The following is a 19,824-nucleotide window of genomic DNA, read 5'->3' as shown; positions in this document are numbered from 1 at the left end:
CTTCAGCCCCTCCGAGGCCAGGACGGCCAGGACGATACTGGAGCTCCTCCGAGCTGCGATGATGACAGACCGTCAGAAAAGCATATTACGCCTTGAGTTCGGCTAAAGTAGCATCCGCGGAGAAGGCGGAGAAGACCGCGGAGAAGACCGCCGACAATCGTTCGACCAGGCGCACGGAACCAATGGGGGACTCACTGAACCGGCACCTCCGGACCCGTATCGCGGTGCTCTGCCAGGAGCTCAGCCGCTGGCCGACGATCCGTGAGCGGATCGAGACGGTCGGCGGCGGCGCGACGCTCGATGAACTGCTCGCCGCGGTGACACGGGCGCCGCAGCCGCCGGACGACGCACGTGTCAAGGAACTGCTGGACGAGATCGCGCAGATCGGCGACGCCATCGGACTGCCCTCGCTGACGTCCGAGCTACGAGGGCCGGTGCCGCGGCTTCCCGGCGGATCGTATTCCCACGCGCAGATAGCCTGGGTCTGCCCGGCGGCCCGCTGCGGCCGCGTCGAGCTGGTCGAGGACGAGGACGGCGTGCCGACCTGCGTGATGAGCGGAAGCACACCGCTCGCGCCCTACCCGCCTGCCAGGGGCAGCTGAGCTGATGGGCACCTTCCTGAGCGAGCTCGGAACCAAGCTCGGCGACCGCGTACTGATGGCCGTCACGCTGCCCGGCCTGCTCTGGACGGCCTGCCTGATAGCCGGCCGACGGCTGGGCTGGGGGCAGGCGCTCGCCTTCGGCCGCCTCTCCGGCTGGATCGACCGGGAGACGGCCACCGGACAGCCCGCCGGCCACACGCTGTCCACGATCGCGATAGGTGTGGTCGGCCTGCTCGTGGTCAGCAGCGCGGCCGGTCTCGCGGCAGGCGGCATCGGCACATCGTTCGAGTGGTTCTGGAGCTCCCGGGGAACGACGCCCGCGGCCCGCTGGCTCATCCGCCGACGCCACCGGAGGTGGCAGCTCGCCTCGACCCGGTTGCGCGAGGCCGTGCGCGAAGCGATGACCGCCCGTGAGCAGCAGACCGATCCCCACTACGCGGACAGCGTCGTCCTCGCCCGGCGGCACAGCCGGCTGCGGGTGTCGGTCCGCAGGCCCGAGCGGCCCACCTGGATCGGCGACCGGTTCGCGCTGGCAGCGGACCGGGCCCGCGAGGTGAACGGCATCGACGACGTCGACCTCGTGTGGCCGCGCCTGTGGCCGCGCCTTCCCGACGCACTGCGCACCGACATCACCGCAGCGCGCGACGCCTACTCCGACGCGGCCCGGCTCTGCGGCTGGGGCTTGCTGTACGCCGTCCTCGCCTTCCTCTGGTGGCCGGCGGCACTCGTGGCGGTCGTCCTCCTGATCACCGGTTGCGTCCGTGGAAGGTCCACCGCGAGCGCGTTCGCCGACCTCCTCGAAGCCACGCTCGACCTCCACCTGGGCGACCTCGCCGAGCAGCTGGGGCTGGCAGCCGACGTGCCGGCCGATGAGCGCGGCGCGGCGATCACGAACCACCTGCGTCCCAAGCCGCCAACGGCGCTCGGCACGAGGCCGTCCGCGCCGCCTCCTGTGCAGTAGGCCCAGGCCCTGCCGGATCAACAGCCGAACAAGTCCACGACAGACGACAGACGAGAGATCGGAGTCATGATCATGGGTGATCTGCAGCTTGCGGTGTCGCACCGGGGCCCTCAGGGAACCGTCTCGGTCATCGACGGCGACACCGGCGCCACACTCGGCCAGTACGACTTTGCCGACAAGTCGTTGACGATTGTCCCAACCGTTCCGGTCCACCTGATCAAGCCCGTCATGACGCTGCTCTTCACCTACATCGAGGAGGTCCAGCGCGGCGGCCAAGCCCTGTAGGCCGCGCGTTGATCGCTCCGACCCTGCTCGTGGAGTGGACGACCGTCCTTTGCGCCGGCTGCGTCCGGTACCGCGGAACGGGTTCCCCAGATTGGTCAACTCTTGACGGCGGTAGCCGACTTGGACCAGTTGGCGTGCAGCTGGTCGAGGTAGGAGCGGGCCGCCGAGCCCAGCGCCGTGCCGCGCGCGAAGGCCAGCATGTTGCCGGGGCCGGTGTTGTAGCCGAGGGCCAGCAGCTCGTCCTCGGTGTACGGGACGGACCGGTGCGCGGGGAGCTGGGTGGCGAGGTCGTGCAGGTACCAGGCCGCGGCCTCGACCGCGAGGGCGTGGTCGTCGGGCAGCTCGTCCCACGCGCGTGCGGCGAAGTCGCGTCCCTGCTTGGTCTCGTCGAACGCGGCCCGGTGCATGTTGGCGACGCCGAAGGCGGCGTCCGGCTTGAGCTGCTGCCAGGCCCGCTCCAAGGCGGGATCGTGCGGCTTGTACGACTCGTTGTAGAGGATGGCCATCAGCAGCTGCGCGTCGATCCCGGCCTTTCCGGCGTACTCGCGCACCAGCGCGCCGAGCTGCGCCGGGTCGTAGGCCGCACTGGACGACGTGGCCGACGCCGACGGTGTTGCGGACGGCGACCCAGACACCGATCCCGACGGCGCGGACGCCCCCGAGCCCGGGCTGTGCCCGCGCGTCACCAGCCAGAGGACCAGCACGGCGGCCAGTACCGCCAGTACTCCCCGGTACTTCCCCGATCCGGACCCCGACCCCGGTTCATCCGCCACGCGCGCCTCCTCGTCGTCCGTCAGCTGCCATCCTGCCCGATCCGCACGCCAGTACGGGGGTGGCCACGGGCGCGCGCAAGCGTCAGGCCCCGGGGCGACGCGACACGTCTACCCCGGGGCCCGGCGGTCCAGCGGATGCGGGTCAGGTCAGGTCAGTCGTTCTGGTAGAAGCCGAAGGCGTCGACCACCAGGTCGGTGCTGCCGGAGCCGGTGTTCCAGACGTCGATGATGCCGTTGGCGCCGGTGCCGGCCTGGACCAGGTTCGGAACGGTCTGGCCCGGCAGCCAGTTGAGCACCGAGCTGTTCGGACGGGCCGGCCAACCGGCGGTGCCGGTGCTGTACTGGTTGAGCGTGTTCGGGTCGGGCGAGACGGTCAGGAAGCCGCCGCCCCTGGTGTTCGTGACGGTGGTGTTGAGTGCGAGCCCGGTGATGTCGGGCTCGGTGTCGCTCAGCGGCATGTAGATGTAGCCGCCGGGTTGGAGCGGCCCGTGCGTCCAGGCCGGATCGCGGGTGTCGAGCAGCCGGGTGGGCTTGATCGGCAGGTAGGCACTCTTGCTGTCGGGGCTGTAGTAGCCGACCACGTCGATGACGACGTCGGCGCCGAGGCCGCCGCCGTTGTGGATGTCGATCTTGCCGTCGGCGCCGATCGGGACGACCACCGAGTTGGCGATGGTCTGGCCGGCGAGGTAGTTGACGTTGGAGGCGTTGGGCGTGGCCTGGCCGTCGGGGAAGGCGGTCAGGAAGCCGTCGCTGCGCGGGTTGGTGACGGTGACGTTCAGGGCCACCGCGGTGGCGCCCGAGGCGGGCACGCCGGCGTTGCCCGCGACCTGCGCGGAGATCGCGCCGAGGCCGGGGACCTGGGCGGCGGAGCCGGTGCCGGTGCCGTCACGGGTGTCGACGATGCGGGTGGGCGTCAGCGAGGTGTAGCCGCTGGCCGAGCTCTGGGTGAAGTAGCCGGTGACGTCGGCGATCAGGTCGACCGAGGCCAGGCCGCTGTTGTACAGGTCGACGTAGCCGTCGGCGCCGACCGGGACGATCGCCATGTTCGGCACGGTCTGGCCGGCCGTGAAGTTGACGTTCGAGGTGGTCGGGCGGGCCGTGCCGTCGGGGTAGGCGGTGATGAAGCCGCTGTTCGTCGGGTTGGTGACGGTGATGTTGAGGACGACCGCGGTCACCTTCGACGGGATCGCGCCGTTGCCGGCGATCTGCAGCTGGACCGCCTTGTCGGAGCCCAGCCGCGCGGCGGGCGCGCCGGTGCCGTCGCGGGTGTCCAGCAGCCGGGTCGGCCCGTACGGGGTGTAGCCCGAACCCGCCGTCAGGATCAGGACGGAGTTGCTCACCGTGTCACCGCCGGTGTCCGCGACGCTGACGGCGATGGTGTACTGCCCGAGCTTGGCGTAGCTGTGCGGCCAGCTCTGCGGCCCGGCACCGGTGAAGTTCTCGGTGCTGGTGGTGCCGTCGCCCCAGCTGACCGTGGCGGTGAGCGGCACGGCGGCGCTGGTGACGGCAGCGGTGAGCGTGAGCCCGTACGCGCTGGTGTCCTGCGCGCTCAGTCCGAGGGCGAGTGTGGGGTTGGCCGACGCGGGCCGGCCCTCGCCCCGGCGGGTGGACGCAGCCGCCGGGCTGCTGAAGGTCATGAGGTTCGTGGCTGCGGCCGTGGCTGCGGCCGGCGTGTTGGTGAGCGGGATGTCCGCCCTGGTGGCCGCACCCGGTGAACCGGTCGCCTGGGCCGGTCCGGGGATGAGGGCGACGCCGGCTGCCAGTACGGCAGCCGCTGTTGCCAATCGAACGTGTGACACTGGCCCCCCAGTTTGTCGTGCCGGAAACGAAGATTTCGCCCAGGCTACCGACCTCGATGCGGGTATCAACAGCCTTTTTGGCACACGCTCCTGACAGTCCGACAGAAGTTTCCCGCCCGGTCGCCCGCCTGGGTGGCAGGCGGTCACCCGCCGGGCGTCGGGCCCTGCTGGCAGGTCGGGCACCAGTAGGTGACCCGCTGCTGCGGCGCCGCGCCGCGCTGCGCCGCGCGGACGGTGCTGCCGCAGCGCAGGCAGGGGCGGCCGCCACGGCCGTAGACCCAGTTGCGCTCCCGGAAGCGGCTGGCAGGGGCGGCATGCCCCGGGCAGCCGATCGGGTCGGAGCGGAGGTCGCCGGTGGTGGTGTGGCCGGGGCGCAGCCGGTTGACGAGCAGCAGGTGGCGGGCCCAGCCGACCATCAGCTCCAGGCCGGCCAGCTCACCGACCGGCTGCCAGGGCGTGGTCCTGCCCAGGAAGCACAGCTCGTTGGCGTAGATGTTGCCGATGCCGGCCAGGTTGCGCTGGTCCAGCAGGGCTTCGGCCACCGGCCGGGCGGGATCGGCGAGGAGTCGGCGCAGGGCCTCGTCGGGGTCCCAGTCCGGGCCGAGCAGGTCGGGGCCGAGGTGGCCGACGGCCGTGGACTCGTCGCTGGTGCGCAGGAGTTGGACCACCGGGAGGCGGTAGCCGACGGCGGTGAGCTCCTCGTGGCCGAGCACGGCCCGGATCTGGTGCCCCGGGCCGCCCGTCCACCGGTCGCCGGTGCGGTAGACCTGCCAGCGGCCGTCCATGCGCAGGTGGGTGTGGAGGGTCAGGTCGCCCTCCAGCCGGGTGAGCAGGTGTTTGCCGCGCGGCGTCACGTCCAGAACCTGCCGGCCGGCCAGGACGGCGGTGGCGTGCGCCGGGACGCGCAGGTCGGCGACGCTCAGCGTCCGGTCGGCCAGAGCCTCGTGCAACTGTGCGGCGGTGCGGAAGACGGAGTCACCTTCGGGCATACACCCAGCATGCACCCGGGGGCCGCCGTGAAGCGGTTGCTCGCCGGCCCGATCGGTGGCCCCCGATCGGGGCCCCGGTCAGTGGTCCGCAGCGCGCGGCGCGCAGGCCGTCGCGCACCCGCCGCTGGCGGCGCCGGGCGCCGCCTGGAACTACTCCAACACCAACTACCTGGTCGCCGGGCTGATCATCGAGGCCGTCACCGGCCACAGCGCGGGGCAGGAGATCCACGACCGCCTGCTGGTCCCGCTGGGTCTGACCCACACCACGCTGCCGCTCACCGATCCGCAGATCCACGGCCCGCACCTGCACGGCTACGATCTCGACCGGCAGGACATGACCACCTTCAGCCCGTCCTACGACTGGACGGCCGGGGCGATGATCTCCACGCTGGACGACCTCGCCCGCTTCGACCGGGCGCTGTTCGGCGGGCAGCTGCTGGCCCCGGCCGAGCAGCGCGAGCTGGAGACGGTGGTCCAGCTGCCGGACTCACCCGGTTACGCACTGGGGGTGCAGCGGGCGACGCTGGACTGCCGGGGCCGGTCCGTCACCGTCTGGGAGACGGACGGCGGCGGCCCCGGCTACACCAGCATCTCGCTGACCAGCGCGGACGGCGTGCGCCAGCTGGTGCTGGTGGGCACCGTATTCGACCTCGGCAAGGACCTGCAGCAGCAACTGCCCTTCCCCAAGACGGATGTGATCTCCACCGCGCAGACGGCCGCGATCTGCGCCTGAGCAGGCCGCGGCGGTCCTACGACCTGGCGCCTACGACCCGCCGGCCAGGACCTGGCCCACCAGGGCGCGGGCCTCGTCCTGGACCTGCGCGAGGTGGTCGGGGCCCTGGAAGCTCTCCGCGTAGATCTTGTAGACGTCCTCGGTGCCGGACGGCCGGGCGGCGAACCAGGCGTTCTCCGTGCAGACCTTCAACCCACCGATGGCGGCGCCGTTGCCGGGCGCCTTGGTCAGGATGGCGGTGATCGGCTCGCCGGCCAGCTCGTCGGCGCGGACCTGGTCGGCACTCAGCGCGGCCAGCACGGCCTTCTGCTCACGGTCGGCCGGAGCGTCCACCCGGGCGTACGCGGGGGCGCCGAAGCGGTCGGTGAGGTCGGTGTAGTGCTCGGAGGGGGTGCGGCCGGTGGCCGCGGTGATCTCCGCGGCCAGCAGGGCCAGCAGGATGCCGTCCTTGTCCGTCGTCCACACTCGGCCGTCGCGCCGCAGGAAGGAGGCGCCGGCGGACTCCTCGCCGCCGAAGGCGACGTCCCCGCCGAGCAGTCCCTCGACGAACCACTTGAACCCGACCGGGACCTCGACGAGTTCGCGTCCGAGGTCGGCGGCGACCCGGTCGATCATCGAGGAGGAGACCAGGGTCTTGCCGATGGCCGCGCGGCCCGGCCAGTCGCCGCGGTGCCGGTAGAGGTAGTCGATCGCCACGGCCAGGTAGTGGTTGGGGTTCATCAGCCCGGCGTCGGGGGTGACGATGCCGTGTCGGTCGGCGTCGGCGTCGTTCCCGGTGGCGATCGTGTACTGGTCCCGACGGCCGATCAGCGAGGCCATCGCGTAGGGGGAGGAGCAGTCCATCCGGATCTTGCCGTCCCAGTCCAGGGTCATGAACCGCCAGGTGGGATCGGTGAGCGGGTTGACCACTGTCAGATCGAGGCGGTGGGTCTCGGCGATCCGGCCCCAGTAGGCGACCGAGGCGCCGCCCAGCGGGTCGGCGCCGATCCGCACCCCGGCCGCGCGCACGGCGTCCAGGTCGAGGACGGAGGGCAGGTCGTCGGTGTAGCGGCCGAGGAAGTCGTAGCGCCCGGTGGTCTCGGCGCCCAGCGCCCGGGTGTACGGCACCCGGCGGACGCCGGCCAGGCCGTCGGTGATGAGCGCGTTGGCGCGGTCCTGGATCCACCCGGTGGCCTCGGAGCCGGCCGGGCCGCCGTGCGGCGGGTTGTACTTGAAGCCGCCGTCCGCCGGCGGGTTGTGCGACGGGGTGACCACGATGCCGTCCGCCGCGCCGTGCGGGTTCTCGCGGTTGTGGGTGAGGATCGCGTGCGAGACCGCGGGGGTCGGGGTGTAGCCGTCCGCGCTGTCGATCAGCACGGTGACGCCGTTGCCGGCCAGCACCTCAAGTGCCGTGGCCCGCGCGGGTTCCGACAGCGCGTGCGTGTCCACCCCGAGGAAGAGCGGGCCGTCGGTGCCCTGGGCCGAGCGGTAGTCGCAGATCGCCTGGGTCGTCGCGGCGATGTGGTCCTCGTTGAAGGCGTGGTCCAGGGCGGAGCCCCGGTGGCCCGAGGTGCCGAAGGCGACCCGCTGGCCGGGCTCGGCCGGGTCGGGGTGCAGGGTGTAATAGGCCGTCACCAGCCTGGCGACGTCGACCAGATCGCTCGGTCCTGCCGGCTCGCCGGCCCGTGAGTGCACCATTGTCGTGTCCTTTGCTCGTCGTTCCCGGGGACCGTTCAGCAGGCTACCGCTGGCACCGGCGGGTCCTGGGGAACCGGCGGCACCAGCGGCACGAGTGGTACAGGTGGGTCGGACGGGCGGCGCGCCGGCGTCAGCGCTCCTGGGCTCCGGCGGGCGCCGCGTCCTGCGGGTGGGGCTGCGGGGTCTGGTACGGGTTCGGCTGCTGGGCCTGTGACGATGTCTCCGGCCGGTGCCACGGGCGCGGCCGCCGGGATCCCCGACGGGCCGCGCCCGTGGCACCGGCCCGAGCGGTCGTCAGTTCCGGTGGGCCAGGGCGTGGACGAGCTTGGTGGCGTCCACCGTGCCGACGCCCGTCGTCTGGTCGTAGCCCGGGCCGGCGGTGTAGCCGCTGGTGCCGGTCGAGCCGGTGGTCACGTCCACGAGTCCGGCGGAGTGCTGGGCGTACAGCCGGTAGAGGTCGTTGTCGATCACGCCGAGCCGGTGCCCGGCGGCCTGGTCGGCCAGCGCGACCACGGCGGCGAAGAGCGGCGAGGACTCGCTGGTGCCCGCGCCGTCGGCGGTCCAGCCGGTGTTGGCGGGGTCGAAGCTGGAGTACAGCCAGAGCGCGCCGTTGGGCGAGCCCGCCATGCTGACGTCCGGGGTGCCGCGGTGGTCGCCGACGGCCTGGCGGACCGGGTCCTGGTAGCCCGGCCGGGCGAAGACCTGGGACTGCTCGCCGCCGCTGCCCGACCACGCGGCGTCCGGCGCGGTGCGCACGCCCTGGTCGTTCAGCTGCAGTTCGGTGCCGCCGACGGCCGTGACCAGCGGGTCGCCGGCCGGCCAGGCGGCGTCCAGCTTCGTCGAGTCGCCGCCGCCGTCGCCGGAGCTGGCGGTCAGGGTCACCCCGTGCTGGGCCGCGTTGGTGAACGCGTAGCGCAGCGTGGTGAGGCTGGTGTAGTCGCCCACATCGAAGCCCGGGAACTCGGCCTCGCTGGTGGCCCAGCTCATCGAGACGACGTCGGCCTGACCCGCGTTCACCAGGTGGTTGATGCCGCTCATCATCTCGGGGATGCCGACCGGCCCCTCGGTCTCCGAGACGCCGGTCTCCAGCAGCACGATGTTCGCGCCGGGCGCGACCGCGTGGGCGGCCTCCACGTCCAGGGTGGTCTCACCGGCCCAGCCGTCCATGTCCGCGTTGGTGGGGTCGAAGGCCGGGACCTGACCCCACTTCACCACCTGGACCTGGCTCTTGGGCAGTCCCCACTGGGTGGAGTAGACGTCCAGGTCGTGCTGGATGGTCGGCGAGCCGAAGGAGTCGACGATGACGATGGTCCGGCCCTTGCCGGTGATTCCCTCAGCGTAGAGCGGGTTGAGGTTGTAGGCGGAGCGGTACTGCAGCGGGGAGTAGCAGGCGCGCTTCAGCTGGGTGACACAGGCGCTGGTGGCGATCGGTGCCGCCAGCACCGGGTCGCCGGCGTCGGCCGTGTGCCGCAGGCGGGCCGACGTCCGGATGGAGAGGGAGGCCGCGGGGAGGAGATGGTGGGCGCTGCCCCGGTGCGGGTCGCCGAGGCGGTGGGGGCGGCTGCTAGCGAGAGGGCGGATCCGAGCAGGGCTGCGGCGGCGGGCAGGGCTAACAGGCGGCGCAGTGGCATGGGAGTCCTTGGGTAGGCCCGATATCAGCTGGTGTGATCATGTCAGTGCACAGCGTGACGCAGCAATGCTTCTGTCATGTCCACCGGCGCCTTCCGGCCACCCCGAGGGACTCAACGGCAAGGACTCAACGGCAAGGACTCAACGGCAGGGACTCAGCCCAGGGCGAGTTCGGCCGCGATCAGCGTGCCCGTCCCCGTCAGCCGGGCCGCCACCCGGCTCGCGTACGCCTCCACCAGGCGCAGACCGCGTCCGCAGACCGCGTCCGCGTCCAGTGCGGCCCTGCGCGGCGTGGTGCGCGGACGCCAGCGGCCGGAGTCCCTGACCTCGACCGTCAGTGCCTCGGTCTGCAGCGTGACCAGCAGCACCACGTCCTGGCTGCCGCTGTGCAGCACCACGTTGGCGACCAGCTCGGTGACGATCACGCTCACCGCGTCGACCGTGTCGCTCGGCAGTTGCCAGCGCAGCGCCAGGTCGCGGGCGAAGTGCCGCAGCGCGGGCACCGCCTCGGGAACGGCCGTCATCGCGCACAACGCCGAACCCCGCGCGGCGGCCGGTGGGCGGTCGGCGGGGAGCGGAAGCACGAGCGGGTGGGGCAGTACCGGCGTCATCGAGGCGGTAGCGGGGGCGGAGGCGGTCAAGAGGAACTCCTGCGCGCCGGTCCGTGGCGGTCCGGCTTCATCGTGGGGAGATGGCTGGGTCGCGGTGCGGCGGGCTTCGCCGCAGTCACGCAGGGCCACTGGGGCCGATCCCCCTCGCAGTCGGGGAAGCCTGATGGCCTCTCCAACCGCTACCGTCGCCGCCCGCCCCCCATCAGCACAATCAGGGGACACTGAAGTACGGATACGCAAAGAAACCAGAACCCCCGGATCGTGCCCGGGTGCTGGTCGGCGGTGACGGTCAGTGGCGGAACAGCCGGTGAGGGAGCGAGCGGACGGCCATGGTGAGTGAGGCGACCTGGGAGCAGCGCCTGGCGCGCAGCCTCGCCCCGGCGGGCGACGCGTCCGGGGGAGCCGGGCCGGTCGTGTTTCTCGTCGAGGGGACGGCGGGGACGGGCAAGAGCCGACTGGCGGACCGGCTGCTGGGGCTGCCGCAGGCACGGGCCGTCCCGCGGCTGGTCGTCGCCTTCGGCGCGGGCGGCCTCGCTGCCGGCTCGGGGCCTGTGGGCCCCTCGCCGGACCCCGGGGACCCGGACCCGCCGCTGTCCGAGCAGCTGGCGCGCTGGCGCGCCGCCGCCGGGCCGGGCCTGCTGGTCGCCGAGGACGTCCACCGGGCCGACGCGGCCGCGCTGGCGGCCCTGCGGCAGCTGCTGGAGAGCCGGCCCGCGCCGGTCGCCTGCGTGCTGACCTACCGGCCCGAGGAGCTGGCCGCGCCCGGCCTCCCGCTGGGTCGCGGCATCGCGTACCCCGCCGGGGTCGCCGTGCTGCGGATCCGCCTCGCGCCGCTCGATCCGGCGCAGGTGCGCCGGATCGCGGTGACCGCGCTGGGCGAGGCCCGCTGCCCCGCCGATTTCACCGCCCGGTTGCACGAACGCTCCGGCGGCACGGCCCGGGTGGTCGCCGACCTGGTCGAGCTGCTGGCCATGGCGGGCGGCGGGCGCGAGCGGTTCGCGGCCCGGGACGTGGACGCGGTGGGCGTGCCCGTCCGGTTGGCCGAGACCGTGCTCGTCCGGACGGCGGCGCTGGCCGAGCGGCCGCGCCGGGTCGTGGCGGCGGCGGCCGTGCTGGCCGAGCACGTGAGCGCGGCCGAACTGGTCACGGTGGCGGGGCTGGACGCCGACGAGGGCCGGGAGGCCCTGCTCGCGGCCCTGCGCGGCGCGGCCCTGAGCGAGGACGGCGACGGCCGCTACGGCTTCCGCGAGCCGCTGGCGGGCGCCGCGGTGCACCGCGAGCTGCCGGGGCCGGTCCGCCAGGAGCTGCACCGCCGCGCGGCGGAGGTGCTCAGCCGGCGCCAACCCGTGCCCTGGGCCACGGTGGCCGACCACCGGCGCAGCGGCGGCCCGCGCGGCGCCTGGCTGCGCGCGGTGGAGCGGGCGGCGCGGCTGGCCGACCGGGTCGGCGAGCACCAGGCGGCGACCGCCCTGCTGGAACAGACACTGGCCGCGCCGGGCCTGCCGGGCGAGGCCCGGGCCCGGCTGGCGCCGCTGCTGGCGCGCAGCGCGGTGCTCGGGCTGGGGTCGGAGCAGACGGTGACGGTGCTGCGCCAGATCGTCGACGACCAGGAGCTGGCGCCGGCCGTGCGCGGCGAGGTCCGGCTCGATCTGGGCCTGCTGCTCTGCAACCAGGTGGGCCGCCGCGCCCAGGGCACGGTCGAGCTGCTGCGTGCGGTGGAGGAGCTGAGTGAGCGGCCGGTGCTGGCGGCCCGGGCGATGTCGGCGCTGGCCATGCCGTATTGGCCGGGCGCGTCCTGGGAGGAGAACCTGACCTGGATCGAGCGGGCCGAGGCCACCGCCGAGCGCAGCGGCGACCCGGTGGTGCGGATGGCGGTGCGGGTCAACCGGGTGGCCGTCCTGATGAACGTCGGCGACCCCTCCTGCTGGCAGCTGCTGGACGCACTGCCGCGCGACAGCGAGGAGCTGGCCTGTCGCCAGCACGTGGCCCGCGGGCTCTGCAACGCGGCGGACGCGGCGGTCTGGCTGGGCCACTACCGGCGCGCCGACGAGCTGCTGGCCGAGGGGGTCGAGCTGGCCGTCCGGTCCGGTGCGGCGTACACCGAGCAGACCGGGCGCAGCACCGTCCTGCTGCTGGACTGGGCGGGCGGCCGGTGGAGCGGCCTGGCCGCGCGGGCCAGGGAGTTCGTCGCCGACGCCGGCGAGATGCCGGTGATCGCCGCGGACGCCCATGTGGTGCTCGGCCTGCTCGCGCTGGCCCGGGGCGAGTGGGCGCAGGTGGAGGAGTGGCTGGCGATGGCGGGCTCCCCGGCGGGGGAGGACGGCGCGGTGCCGCTGACCGCGACCGCCTCGGGTGCCAGGATCCGCCTCGCGCTGGCCCGCCAGGAGGTGGCGGCCGCCGCCCAGGAGGCGGAGCGCGCCTGGGCCGGGCTGCGGCGCAAGGGCGTCTGGGTGTGGGGCGCCGAGCTGGCGCCGTGGGCCGCCCAGGCGCTGGCCGCCGACGGCCGGGCGGCCGCCGCGCAGGCGCTCGTGGCGGAGTTCGCCGCCGGACTGGAGGGCCGTGACGCGCCGTCGGCCTCCGCCGCGCTGCTCTGCTGCCGGGCGGTGCTCGCCGAGGCGGCCGGCGACCCGCAGACCGCGGCGGGCTTCTTCCGGCAGGCGGCCGCGGCGTACGAGGAGCTGGCGCGGCCCTACGCGCAGGCCCTGGCGGTGGAGGGCGCCGGCCGCTGCGCGCTGGGCCCGGTCGCGGACGGGACGGCGACCGCGGAGCTGACCGGCGCGGCGCAGCGGTTGGAGGACCTCGGCGCGGTCTGGGACGCCGCCCGCGCCCGGGCCACCCTGCGCGCCCACCAGCCCTCCGAGGACCGCCGCGCGCCCGGCCGCCCGGGCTACGGCGACCAGCTCTCACCCCGCGAGCAGGAGGTCGCCGAGCTGGCCGGCACCGGCCTGACGAACCGCGAGATCGCCGGGACCCTGCACCTCTCACCGCGCACCGTCGAGCAGCACGTGGCACGGGCGATGCGCAAACTCGGCCGGCACTCCCGCCAGGACCTGGGCCGACCGCAGGAGCTGTGACCCCGCCCGGGCGGGCATCCGGGTGCGGGATGCGGGGTTCGCGGTGGGCGGGCGGCTTCGGGGGAAGAAGGGGAGGATGCCTGCTCTTCCCGTGGAACCCGTCGAGACGCTGCGCCGCCGGCTCAAGGAGCCCGTCGTGGTGCAGACGGTGCGCGCGACGGTGGCCGCGACGCTCGCCTACGCCGTCGCGGTGCACCTGAGCAGCGAGCCCGCGCCGCTGACGGCGCCGCTCACCGCGCTGCTCGTGGTCCAGGTGACGCTGTACTCCACGCTGACCACCAGCATCCGGCGGGTGAACTCCGTCGTGGTCGGGGTGCTGATCGCGGTGGGCTTCAGCTCCGTGGTGGGGCTGTCCTGGTGGAGCCTGGGGCTGATCATCCTGGCCTCGCTGACGATCGGTCGGTTCGTGCGCGTCGACGAGTTCGTCAACGAGGTCGCGATCAGCGCGATGCTGGTGCTCGGGGTCACCCGGTTGGCGTCGCAGGCCTGGGACCGGGTGCTGGAGACACTGATCGGGGCGGGGGTGGGCCTGCTCTTCAACCTCCTGTTCGCGCCGCCGGTCTGGGTGGACACGGCGGGCGAGTCCATCGAGGACCTGGCACGGCGGGCCCGCCACCTGCTGGTGCGGATCGGCGAGGAGCTGGGCGGCCACACCCCGGTGGAGCAGGCCGCCGCCCGGCTGCACGAGGCCCGCCGTCTCGACCAGGCCATCGCGGACGTGGACGGCGCCCTGCGGCAGGCCGAGGACAGCCTGCGGCTGAACCCCAGGATCACCGAGGGCCTGGTCTCCCGGGTGACGTTGCGCACCGGGCTGGACACCCTGGAGATCTGCGTCGTCGTCATCCGGGTCCTGGCCCGCTCGCTCACCGACCTGGCCAAGCGCCGCGACGAGGGCGAGGAGCTCTTCCCGCCGGAGGTGGCGGTGGAGTTGGAGGAGCTGTTGGGCCACCTGGGCGGGGCGCTGGTCAGCTTCGCCGTCCTGGTGTCCACCCAGGTGAGCCGTAACGCGGCGGAGGCCGAGGACCGGCTGGCGTCCGAACTCGCCGCCGCCTGGGCCAGCCGGGAGAAGGTCGCCCAGCTGCTGCTGCGCCGGGTCCAGGAGCACCCCAAGGCCTGGCAGCTGCACGGTTCCCTGCTGGCCGAGATCGACCGGATCCTGGACGAGCTGGACCTCGACCACCGCTCCCGGCGCCTGATGGAGGAGCTGGACCGGGCCTCGGTGGCGAACCGCGAGCGGTTCACCGGGCTCGGCCGGCTCCGCCGCTTCGCCCGCGGCGAGGGCCTGCGCAATCGCCGGCGCAAGCCCGCGGCTACCCGAGGGTCTTAGTGACGCGTTGAGGTCAGGCGCGTGGCAGGTCGAGCTCGTAGACCTGGCCGATCAGTTCGGCCCCGAAGCTGTGGTGCGGCTCCTCCTGGACGAGCCGGAAGCCGGCGGTCAGGTAGATGCGGCGCGCGGCCACCAGCGGGTGGTTGGTCCACAGCTGCATCCGCCGGTAGCCGGCGTCCCGGGCGAACTCCACGCACTGGTCGACCAGCCGGGTGCCGAGCCGGTGTCCACGGGCGGCCGGGGCGACCAGCAGCAGGCGCAGCTTGGCGGTCTGCGCGTCGACGCCCACGCACAGCACGCAGCCCACCCGCCGGCCGTCCAGCTCGGCGATCCACCCGGCGTCGCGCACCGGGCCGCCCTTGTGGGTCGGTTCGCGGTCGGTGGCGAAGTCCGCGACGATCGAGGCGACCAGGGCCTCGAAGCTGCCGTCCCAGCCGAACTCGGCCGCGTACTGCTCCCCGTGGGCCATCACCACCCAGCCCAGGTCCCCCGGCGCGCCGATCGGGCGGATCACCGCCTGCCCCTCGCCCATGCCCGGCCTCCGCCTCTGGGTCGACCGCGCGTTCCGCGTCGACGTCCGTTCCCGTGCCGAAGACTAGGCCCCCGCCGGGCTGAGCGGAGCAGCGGACGGGGGCGCTGCGGCGGTAGTGCACGAAGCACCCGAACCGTGACCCGCGGACCGGAACTCCGGGGCGGCGCGGGCGCGTCGATGGCAGCGGCACGTACTACTGTGCGGTCGGCGATCGGCGACCACCGTCGTACCCGAGCAGGTCGGGGGCAGTGCGAGGGTGGCAGACAGAAGGAACGAACGGCCATGAACGGCAACGACGCATCCCACAGACCCTCGCTCTGGGAGCTGCCCGGCTACGCCCACGGGCGGGTGCTCGGCTCGGGCGCCAGCGGCCGGGTCGTGCTGGCCCGGCACGAGGCGACCGGCACCCCCGTCGCCATCAAGTACCTCAGCCGGGCGGCCGAGGGCCGCGAGGCCTTCCGCTCGGAGGCCGCCCTGCTGGGCGACCTGCGCTCGCCGTACGTCGCCCAGCTGTACGAGTACGTGGAGAGCGCCCTCGGGGCCGCCATCGTGATGGAGCTGGTGGACGGCATCGCGCTGCGCACGCTGCTCCAGCAGGAGGGGGCCACCGGGCCGGAGGCCGCGCTGGTGGTGCTCAAGGGCTCGCTGCTCGGCCTGGCCGCCGCGCACGCCGCCGGGGTCGTGCACCGCGACTACAAGCCGGCCAACGTGCTGGTCGCCGCGGACGGTTCGTCCAAGCTGGTCGACTTCGGTGTCGCGGTGCGCAGCGGCGACAGCGGCACGATCTCCGGCACGCCCGCCTACATGGCGCCCGAGCAGTGGGCCGGGCGCCCGGCCTCGCCGGCCGCCGACGTGTACGCGGCCACCGTGACCTTCTTCGAGTGCCTGACCGGCGCGAAGCCGTACGGCGGGACCACGCTGGTCGAACTGGCGCTCCAGCACACCGAGGCGCCGATCCCCGACGAGCTGGCGCCCGACCCGGTGCGGCCGCTGATCCGCAAGGGGCTGGCCAAGACGCCGCAGGGCCGCCCGTCCAGCGCTGCCGAGCTGGTGGCCGAGCTGGAGGCGGTCGCGGCGGCCGGCTACGGCGAGGACTGGGAGGAGCGCGGGCAGCGCAAGCTCGCCGCGCTGGTGGCGCTGCTCCCGTTGCTGCTCCCGACGGCGGGGGCCGCGACGGGTGCGGGCACCACGGCGCTGGCCACCACCACGCTCGGTGCCGGTGCCGGTGCCGGTGCCGGTGCTGGTGCTGGTGCTGGTGCCGGTGTCCGCGCTTCTGCGCGCCAGGCGTGGGTGCGGTCCGGGCGCCGTACCCGACTGACGGCCGGCGTCGCGGCTGCGGTGCTGCTCACGGCGGGGGTCGGCGGGATCGCCATAGCGGGGGAGAACGCGTCGGACGTGCGCAGCGCGGTGGCCGGGCCGGCCCCGGAGCTGACGACGAGTCTGGCGCCGCTGGTCGACGCCACCGCGTCGGCGCCCGCGCCGTCCGGGTCGGCCGCGGCGTCGCCGTCGGCCTCGGCCACTGTCTCGCCGACCCCCACGCCGTCCGCCTCCGCCTCCGCCGCCGCGTCGACCACGCCGTCCGCCGCGCCGAAGCCCGGTGCGCAGACGGCCGCGCCGACCGGGAACCCCTCGGTCCCCGGTACGCCGACGACGGCCCCCGGCACCATCGCGCCGCCCCCCACCTTCGCCGCGCCCTCGCCGACCCCCACCCCGCCGCCGCCGTCTTCCTCGCCGACGCCGACGGTCGCTCCCGCGCTGCGGATCCTGCGGGTCTCGCTGGGAACGCCGACCTGCACCAACTACGGGATCAGCGTCCCGGTGACGGTCGCGACCAGTGGCGCGGGGAAGGGGCAGCTGATCCTGGACTGGACCGACACCGACAGCAACGGCCGGGTCACCGTGGTCGCCAGCACGTCCGTCGCGCTGCCGCAGCGCGGCACCGTGGCGGTCGTCCACATGTTCGGCTCGGGCGACGGCGCGCAGTACTGGGGCGCGCAGACCACCCCGGCCGAGCCCGCCGCTTCGACCCGGATCGTGGCGATGCTCTGCAACCCGGCGCGCTGAGCGCATCCGCGCGCGCCGCCCTCCCGTACCCGTACCGCCTTCGCCCAGGGAACCCTCATGACCAGCCCTCAGCAGCTCCCGAACGCCGCCGAGTCCGAGCCCGCCGCCGACTCCGCTCCCGAGACCACCGCCGTTTCCGCCGCCGACTCCGCCCCTGACCTCGACCGCACGGTCCGGCTGGACGCGGTCACCGCCGACGACAGTGCCACCCTGCTCGACAGCTCGGCATGGCCGACCCCGGCCGCGGGCATCCCGGTCGCCCCCGCAAGGGTCAGCTTGCTCAAGAACGGTGATGCCGACGCCACGGTCGTGCTCGATGCGGTCGTCGTCGACGCGGTGACGGTCGAGCTCGCCGAGCCGCCGGTCGAGCCGACCGTCGCCCACCCGGCCCCGGCCCCTCTTCAGGCCCCCGACCCCGTCCCGGCCCACGAGCCGCTCGCGCCCGGCGAGTTGCGCCGCTTCGGGCCCGGTGTCCCCGCCGCCGCGGTGGCCGTCCCGGCGCTCGCCGCCGCCGTCTGGCACGGCGACGCCACCGCCCCCGCGCAGCCGGGAGCCGACGCCCCCGTGGCGCGCCGCCGCCGTCGGGCGCTCGGCGGCTGGCTGCTGCCGATCGTCGTCCTGCTGGCGGTGCTGGCCTACCTGGCCTGGCAGCGCTGGACGCCGGCGGTCCGGGTGACCGGGGTAGCCGTGAGCAGCGACGCGGCCGGGCCCGCCTGCGACGGCACCGCGGTCGTCACCGGCACCCTGGAGACGGACGGCGGCGCCGGCACCGTCCGCTACCGCTGGGAGCGCAGCGACGGCACGGTCTCCGACGAGCTCTCCCAGCCGGTCGCGCGCGGCAGCCACCGGACCGACGTCGTCCTGCGCTGGACCTTCGACGGCCACGGCACGATGCGGGCCACCGCGACGCTGGACGTCCTCTCCCCGCAGGCCCGTTCGGCCTCCACGAGCTTTACCTACACCTGCCACTGAGTCGACTCGCGGCTCTCCTCGGTCAAGGCGGGTAGCTTGACGCGTTCCTGACGCAACAGAAGGTTACTATCAGGTAGATTCCAGGGGTCATTTGCGGGGGACTCGTCGATCCCATGGAGGAATTGCTCTTGCTTCGCCACCGGATATCCCTGCGCCACGTCCTGGCGGTCACCGCCGTCCTCGCCTCGCTCCCCGCGGCCCCGGCGCTGGCGGCCACCCCGCCCACCGTGGCTGCGACTTCGGCCGCACCGCACCTGGACGCCGTTGAGCAGACGCTGCGTCAGGTCTCGCCGGGTCTGGAGGGGTCCGTCTGGCAGCGCACCGGCGGCAACAGCCTGGACACCCCGGCCGGCGACCCGGCCGGCTGGCTGCTCCAGACACCCGGCTGCTGGGGCGACCCGAGCTGCGCCCAGCGCCCGGGCACCGACCGGCTGCTCGCGAAGATGACCGCGAACATCTCCGCGGCCACCCGCACCGTGGACATCTCCTCGCTCGCGCCGTTCCCCAACGGGGAGTTCGAGGACGCCATCGTCGCGGGCCTCAAGGCCTCCACCGCCGCCGGCCACCGGCTGACGGTCCGGATCCTGGTCGGGGCCGCCCCGCTCTACAACATCAGCGCCCTGCCCTCCTCCTACCGCGACGACCTGGTCGGCAAGCTCGGCCCGGCGGCGGCCGGCAGCATCACGCTGAACGTCGCCTCGATGACCACCGCCAAGACCTCCTTCTCCTGGAACCACTCCAAGCTCCTGGTGGTCGACGGGCAGAGTGTGATCACCGGCGGCATCAACAACTGGAAGGACGACTACATCGACACCACCCACCCGGTGTCGGACGTCGACATCGCCCTGACCGGCCCGGCCGCCTCCGCCGCCGGCGCCTACCTCGACACGCTGTGGACCTGGACCTGCGCCAACACCGGCCCGCTGTCCGCCGCCTGGTTCGCCTCCACCGGCGGCGCGCCGTGCCGGCCGACGCTGGAGCAGGACGCCAACCCCGCCCCCGCCGCCGCGACCGGCGGCGTCCCGGTGCTCGCCGTCGGCGGGCTGGGCATCGGCATCCGCGGAGGTGATCCGGCCTCGGCCTACCAGCCGTCCCCGGCCACCGCGCCCGACACCGCCTGCGGCCCGCTGCACCTGCCCGACCACACCAACAACGACCGCGACTACGAGACGGTCAATCCCGAGGAGGACGCCCTGCGGGCGTTGGTGGCGAGTGCCACCGGCCACGTCGAGATCTCCCAGCAGGACGTGAACGGCACCTGCCCGCCGCTGCCGCGCTACGACGTCCGGCTCTACGACACCCTCGCGGCCAAGCTCGCCGCCGGGGTCAAGGTCCGTATCACGGTGAGCGATCCGGCCAACCGCGGCCTGGTCGGCAGCGGTGGCTACTCGCAGATGAAGTCGCTCTCCGAGGTCAGCGACACGCTCCGCAACCGCCTCACCGCCCTCACCGGCGACCCGGCGAGCGCACAGACCGCGATGTGCCAGAACCTCCAGCTCGCCTCGTTCCGGGCCGCCGCGGGCAGCACCTGGGCGGACGGCCACCCGTTCGCGCTGCACCACAAGCTGGTCTCGGTGGACGGCTCGGCGTTCTACGTCGGCTCGAAGAACCTCTACCCGGCCTGGCTGCAGGACTTCGGGTACATCGTCGAAGACCCGCAAGCCGCCGCGCAGTTGGACGCCGGCCTGCTCGCGCCCGAGTGGCAGTACTCGCAGGCGGCCGCGACGTTCGACTACACCAGGGGCCTGTGCCCGACGTCCTGAGCGCCTGCCGGACGGCCGCCTGCCTGGCATGTC

16 protein-coding genes are annotated in these 19,824 nt (G+C 73.9%); 9 read left to right on the top strand and 7 right to left on the bottom strand.

Features of this window, described 5'->3' with window-relative positions; genetic code table 11:
- Positions 1 to 182: 182 nt before the first annotated feature.
- From BS80_RS02430 to BS80_RS02420, 3 genes are all read left to right on the top strand, one after another.
- On the top strand, positions 183 to 602 hold the full coding sequence (locus BS80_RS02430) for a hypothetical protein (protein WP_035792051.1): 420 nt from the start codon (positions 183 to 185) through the stop codon (positions 600 to 602).
- A gap of 4 nt (positions 603 to 606) precedes the next feature.
- Complete coding sequence (locus tag BS80_RS02425) at positions 607 to 1,563, top strand: hypothetical protein (RefSeq protein WP_035792048.1); 957 nt, start codon at positions 607 to 609, stop codon at positions 1,561 to 1,563.
- Between the two features lie 72 nt (positions 1,564 to 1,635).
- Positions 1,636 to 1,848, top strand: coding sequence for a hypothetical protein (locus BS80_RS02420; RefSeq protein ID WP_157535781.1), 213 nt, complete (start codon positions 1,636 to 1,638; stop codon positions 1,846 to 1,848).
- Between the two features lie 95 nt (positions 1,849 to 1,943).
- On the opposite strand, the gene BS80_RS02415 is transcribed toward BS80_RS02420, so the two are convergent.
- The 3 genes from BS80_RS02415 to BS80_RS02405 all read right to left on the bottom strand — a co-directional run bounded on the left by BS80_RS02415 (position 1,944) and on the right by BS80_RS02405 (position 5,409).
- On the bottom strand, positions 1,944 to 2,621 hold the full coding sequence (locus BS80_RS02415) for a transglycosylase SLT domain-containing protein (RefSeq protein WP_408607329.1): 678 nt from the start codon (positions 2,619 to 2,621) through the stop codon (positions 1,944 to 1,946).
- A 152-nt stretch (positions 2,622 to 2,773) separates the two neighbouring features.
- Positions 2,774 to 4,405, bottom strand: a complete 1,632-nt coding sequence (locus BS80_RS38470) for a hypothetical protein (protein ID WP_157535779.1) — start codon at positions 4,403 to 4,405, stop codon at positions 2,774 to 2,776.
- Positions 4,406 to 4,563: 158 nt separating this feature from the next.
- Positions 4,564 to 5,409 (bottom strand): DNA-formamidopyrimidine glycosylase family protein, encoded by an 846-nt coding sequence (locus BS80_RS02405; protein ID WP_035792042.1) that lies wholly within the window; start codon positions 5,407 to 5,409, stop codon positions 4,564 to 4,566.
- 55 nt (positions 5,410 to 5,464) lie between these two features.
- On the opposite strand from BS80_RS02405, the gene BS80_RS02400 reads away from it, so the two are divergent.
- Positions 5,465 to 6,142 carry a serine hydrolase domain-containing protein gene (locus BS80_RS02400; protein ID WP_051965738.1) on the top strand — a complete coding sequence of 226 codons (678 nt, stop codon included), beginning with the start codon at positions 5,465 to 5,467 and terminating at the stop codon, positions 6,140 to 6,142.
- Between the two features lie 30 nt (positions 6,143 to 6,172).
- Here BS80_RS02400 and pgm read toward each other — a convergent pair whose 3' ends face one another.
- The 3 genes from pgm to BS80_RS02385 all read right to left on the bottom strand — a co-directional run bounded on the left by pgm (position 6,173) and on the right by BS80_RS02385 (position 10,089).
- Positions 6,173 to 7,819, bottom strand: a complete 1,647-nt coding sequence (gene pgm / locus BS80_RS02395) for a phosphoglucomutase (alpha-D-glucose-1,6-bisphosphate-dependent) (protein WP_035792040.1) — start codon at positions 7,817 to 7,819, stop codon at positions 6,173 to 6,175.
- A 294-nt stretch (positions 7,820 to 8,113) separates the two neighbouring features.
- On the bottom strand, positions 8,114 to 9,262 hold the full coding sequence (locus tag BS80_RS02390) for a S53 family peptidase (RefSeq protein ID WP_232246314.1): 1,149 nt from the start codon (positions 9,260 to 9,262) through the stop codon (positions 8,114 to 8,116).
- A 341-nt stretch (positions 9,263 to 9,603) separates the two neighbouring features.
- Positions 9,604 to 10,089, bottom strand: a complete 486-nt coding sequence (locus BS80_RS02385) for an ATP-binding protein (RefSeq protein WP_063771867.1) — start codon at positions 10,087 to 10,089, stop codon at positions 9,604 to 9,606.
- A gap of 299 nt (positions 10,090 to 10,388) precedes the next feature.
- Here BS80_RS02385 and BS80_RS43410 point away from each other — a divergent pair, with 299 nt between their 5' ends.
- A complete protein-coding gene (locus BS80_RS43410) occupies positions 10,389 to 13,133 on the top strand; it encodes a LuxR C-terminal-related transcriptional regulator (protein WP_035792033.1) in 2,745 nt (914 codons plus the stop codon).
- 76 nt (positions 13,134 to 13,209) lie between these two features.
- A complete protein-coding gene (locus BS80_RS02375; RefSeq protein WP_035792026.1) occupies positions 13,210 to 14,460 on the top strand; it encodes an FUSC family protein in 1,251 nt (416 codons plus the stop codon).
- A gap of 13 nt (positions 14,461 to 14,473) precedes the next feature.
- Here the strand turns inward: BS80_RS02375 and BS80_RS02370 are convergent, their stop codons facing one another.
- Positions 14,474 to 14,992 (bottom strand): GNAT family N-acetyltransferase, encoded by a 519-nt coding sequence (locus BS80_RS02370; RefSeq protein ID WP_035792023.1) that lies wholly within the window; start codon positions 14,990 to 14,992, stop codon positions 14,474 to 14,476.
- Between the two features lie 282 nt (positions 14,993 to 15,274).
- Here BS80_RS02370 and BS80_RS43405 point away from each other — a divergent pair, with 282 nt between their 5' ends.
- The 3 genes from BS80_RS43405 (at position 15,275) to BS80_RS02355 (ending at position 19,791) form a co-directional block, all read left to right on the top strand.
- A complete protein-coding gene (locus tag BS80_RS43405) occupies positions 15,275 to 17,056 on the top strand; it encodes a protein kinase domain-containing protein (protein ID WP_051965737.1) in 1,782 nt (593 codons plus the stop codon).
- A gap of 57 nt (positions 17,057 to 17,113) precedes the next feature.
- Positions 17,114 to 18,028 carry a hypothetical protein gene (locus BS80_RS37410; protein ID WP_051965730.1) on the top strand — a complete coding sequence of 305 codons (915 nt, stop codon included), beginning with the start codon at positions 17,114 to 17,116 and terminating at the stop codon, positions 18,026 to 18,028.
- A gap of 113 nt (positions 18,029 to 18,141) precedes the next feature.
- On the top strand, positions 18,142 to 19,791 hold the full coding sequence (locus BS80_RS02355; RefSeq protein WP_157535777.1) for a phospholipase D-like domain-containing protein: 1,650 nt from the start codon (positions 18,142 to 18,144) through the stop codon (positions 19,789 to 19,791).
- The last annotated feature ends 33 nt before the right edge of the window (positions 19,792 to 19,824 follow it).

Origin of the sequence: Kitasatospora mediocidica KCTC 9733 (assembly GCF_000744225.1) — a bacterium.
Classification (GTDB): domain Bacteria; phylum Actinomycetota; class Actinomycetes; order Streptomycetales; family Streptomycetaceae; genus Kitasatospora; species Kitasatospora mediocidica.
Note: the sequence above shows the minus strand (reverse complement) of the source record. Positions and strands in the feature narration are given on the sequence as shown.

Excerpts from the sequence above, each read along its gene's own strand:
- pgm (WP_035792040.1), bottom strand. The coding sequence starts at position 7,819 with ATGGTGCACTCACGGGCCGGCGAGCCGGCAGGACCGAGCGATCTGGTC.
- BS80_RS43405 (WP_051965737.1), top strand. The coding sequence starts at position 15,275 with ATGAACGGCAACGACGCATCCCACAGACCCTCGCTCTGGGAGCTGCCC.
- BS80_RS02355 (WP_157535777.1), top strand. The coding sequence starts at position 18,142 with ATGGAGGAATTGCTCTTGCTTCGCCACCGGATATCCCTGCGCCACGTC.
- BS80_RS37410 (WP_051965730.1), top strand. The coding sequence starts at position 17,114 with ATGACCAGCCCTCAGCAGCTCCCGAACGCCGCCGAGTCCGAGCCCGCC.
- BS80_RS02425 (WP_035792048.1), top strand. The coding sequence starts at position 607 with ATGGGCACCTTCCTGAGCGAGCTCGGAACCAAGCTCGGCGACCGCGTA.
- BS80_RS43410 (WP_035792033.1), top strand. The coding sequence starts at position 10,389 with ATGGTGAGTGAGGCGACCTGGGAGCAGCGCCTGGCGCGCAGCCTCGCC.
- BS80_RS02405 (WP_035792042.1), bottom strand. The coding sequence starts at position 5,409 with ATGCCCGAAGGTGACTCCGTCTTCCGCACCGCCGCACAGTTGCACGAG.
- BS80_RS02420 (WP_157535781.1), top strand. The coding sequence starts at position 1,636 with ATGGGTGATCTGCAGCTTGCGGTGTCGCACCGGGGCCCTCAGGGAACC.
- BS80_RS02375 (WP_035792026.1), top strand. The coding sequence starts at position 13,210 with ATGCCTGCTCTTCCCGTGGAACCCGTCGAGACGCTGCGCCGCCGGCTC.
- BS80_RS02430 (WP_035792051.1), top strand. The coding sequence starts at position 183 with ATGGGGGACTCACTGAACCGGCACCTCCGGACCCGTATCGCGGTGCTC.
- BS80_RS02370 (WP_035792023.1), bottom strand. The coding sequence starts at position 14,992 with ATGGGCGAGGGGCAGGCGGTGATCCGCCCGATCGGCGCGCCGGGGGAC.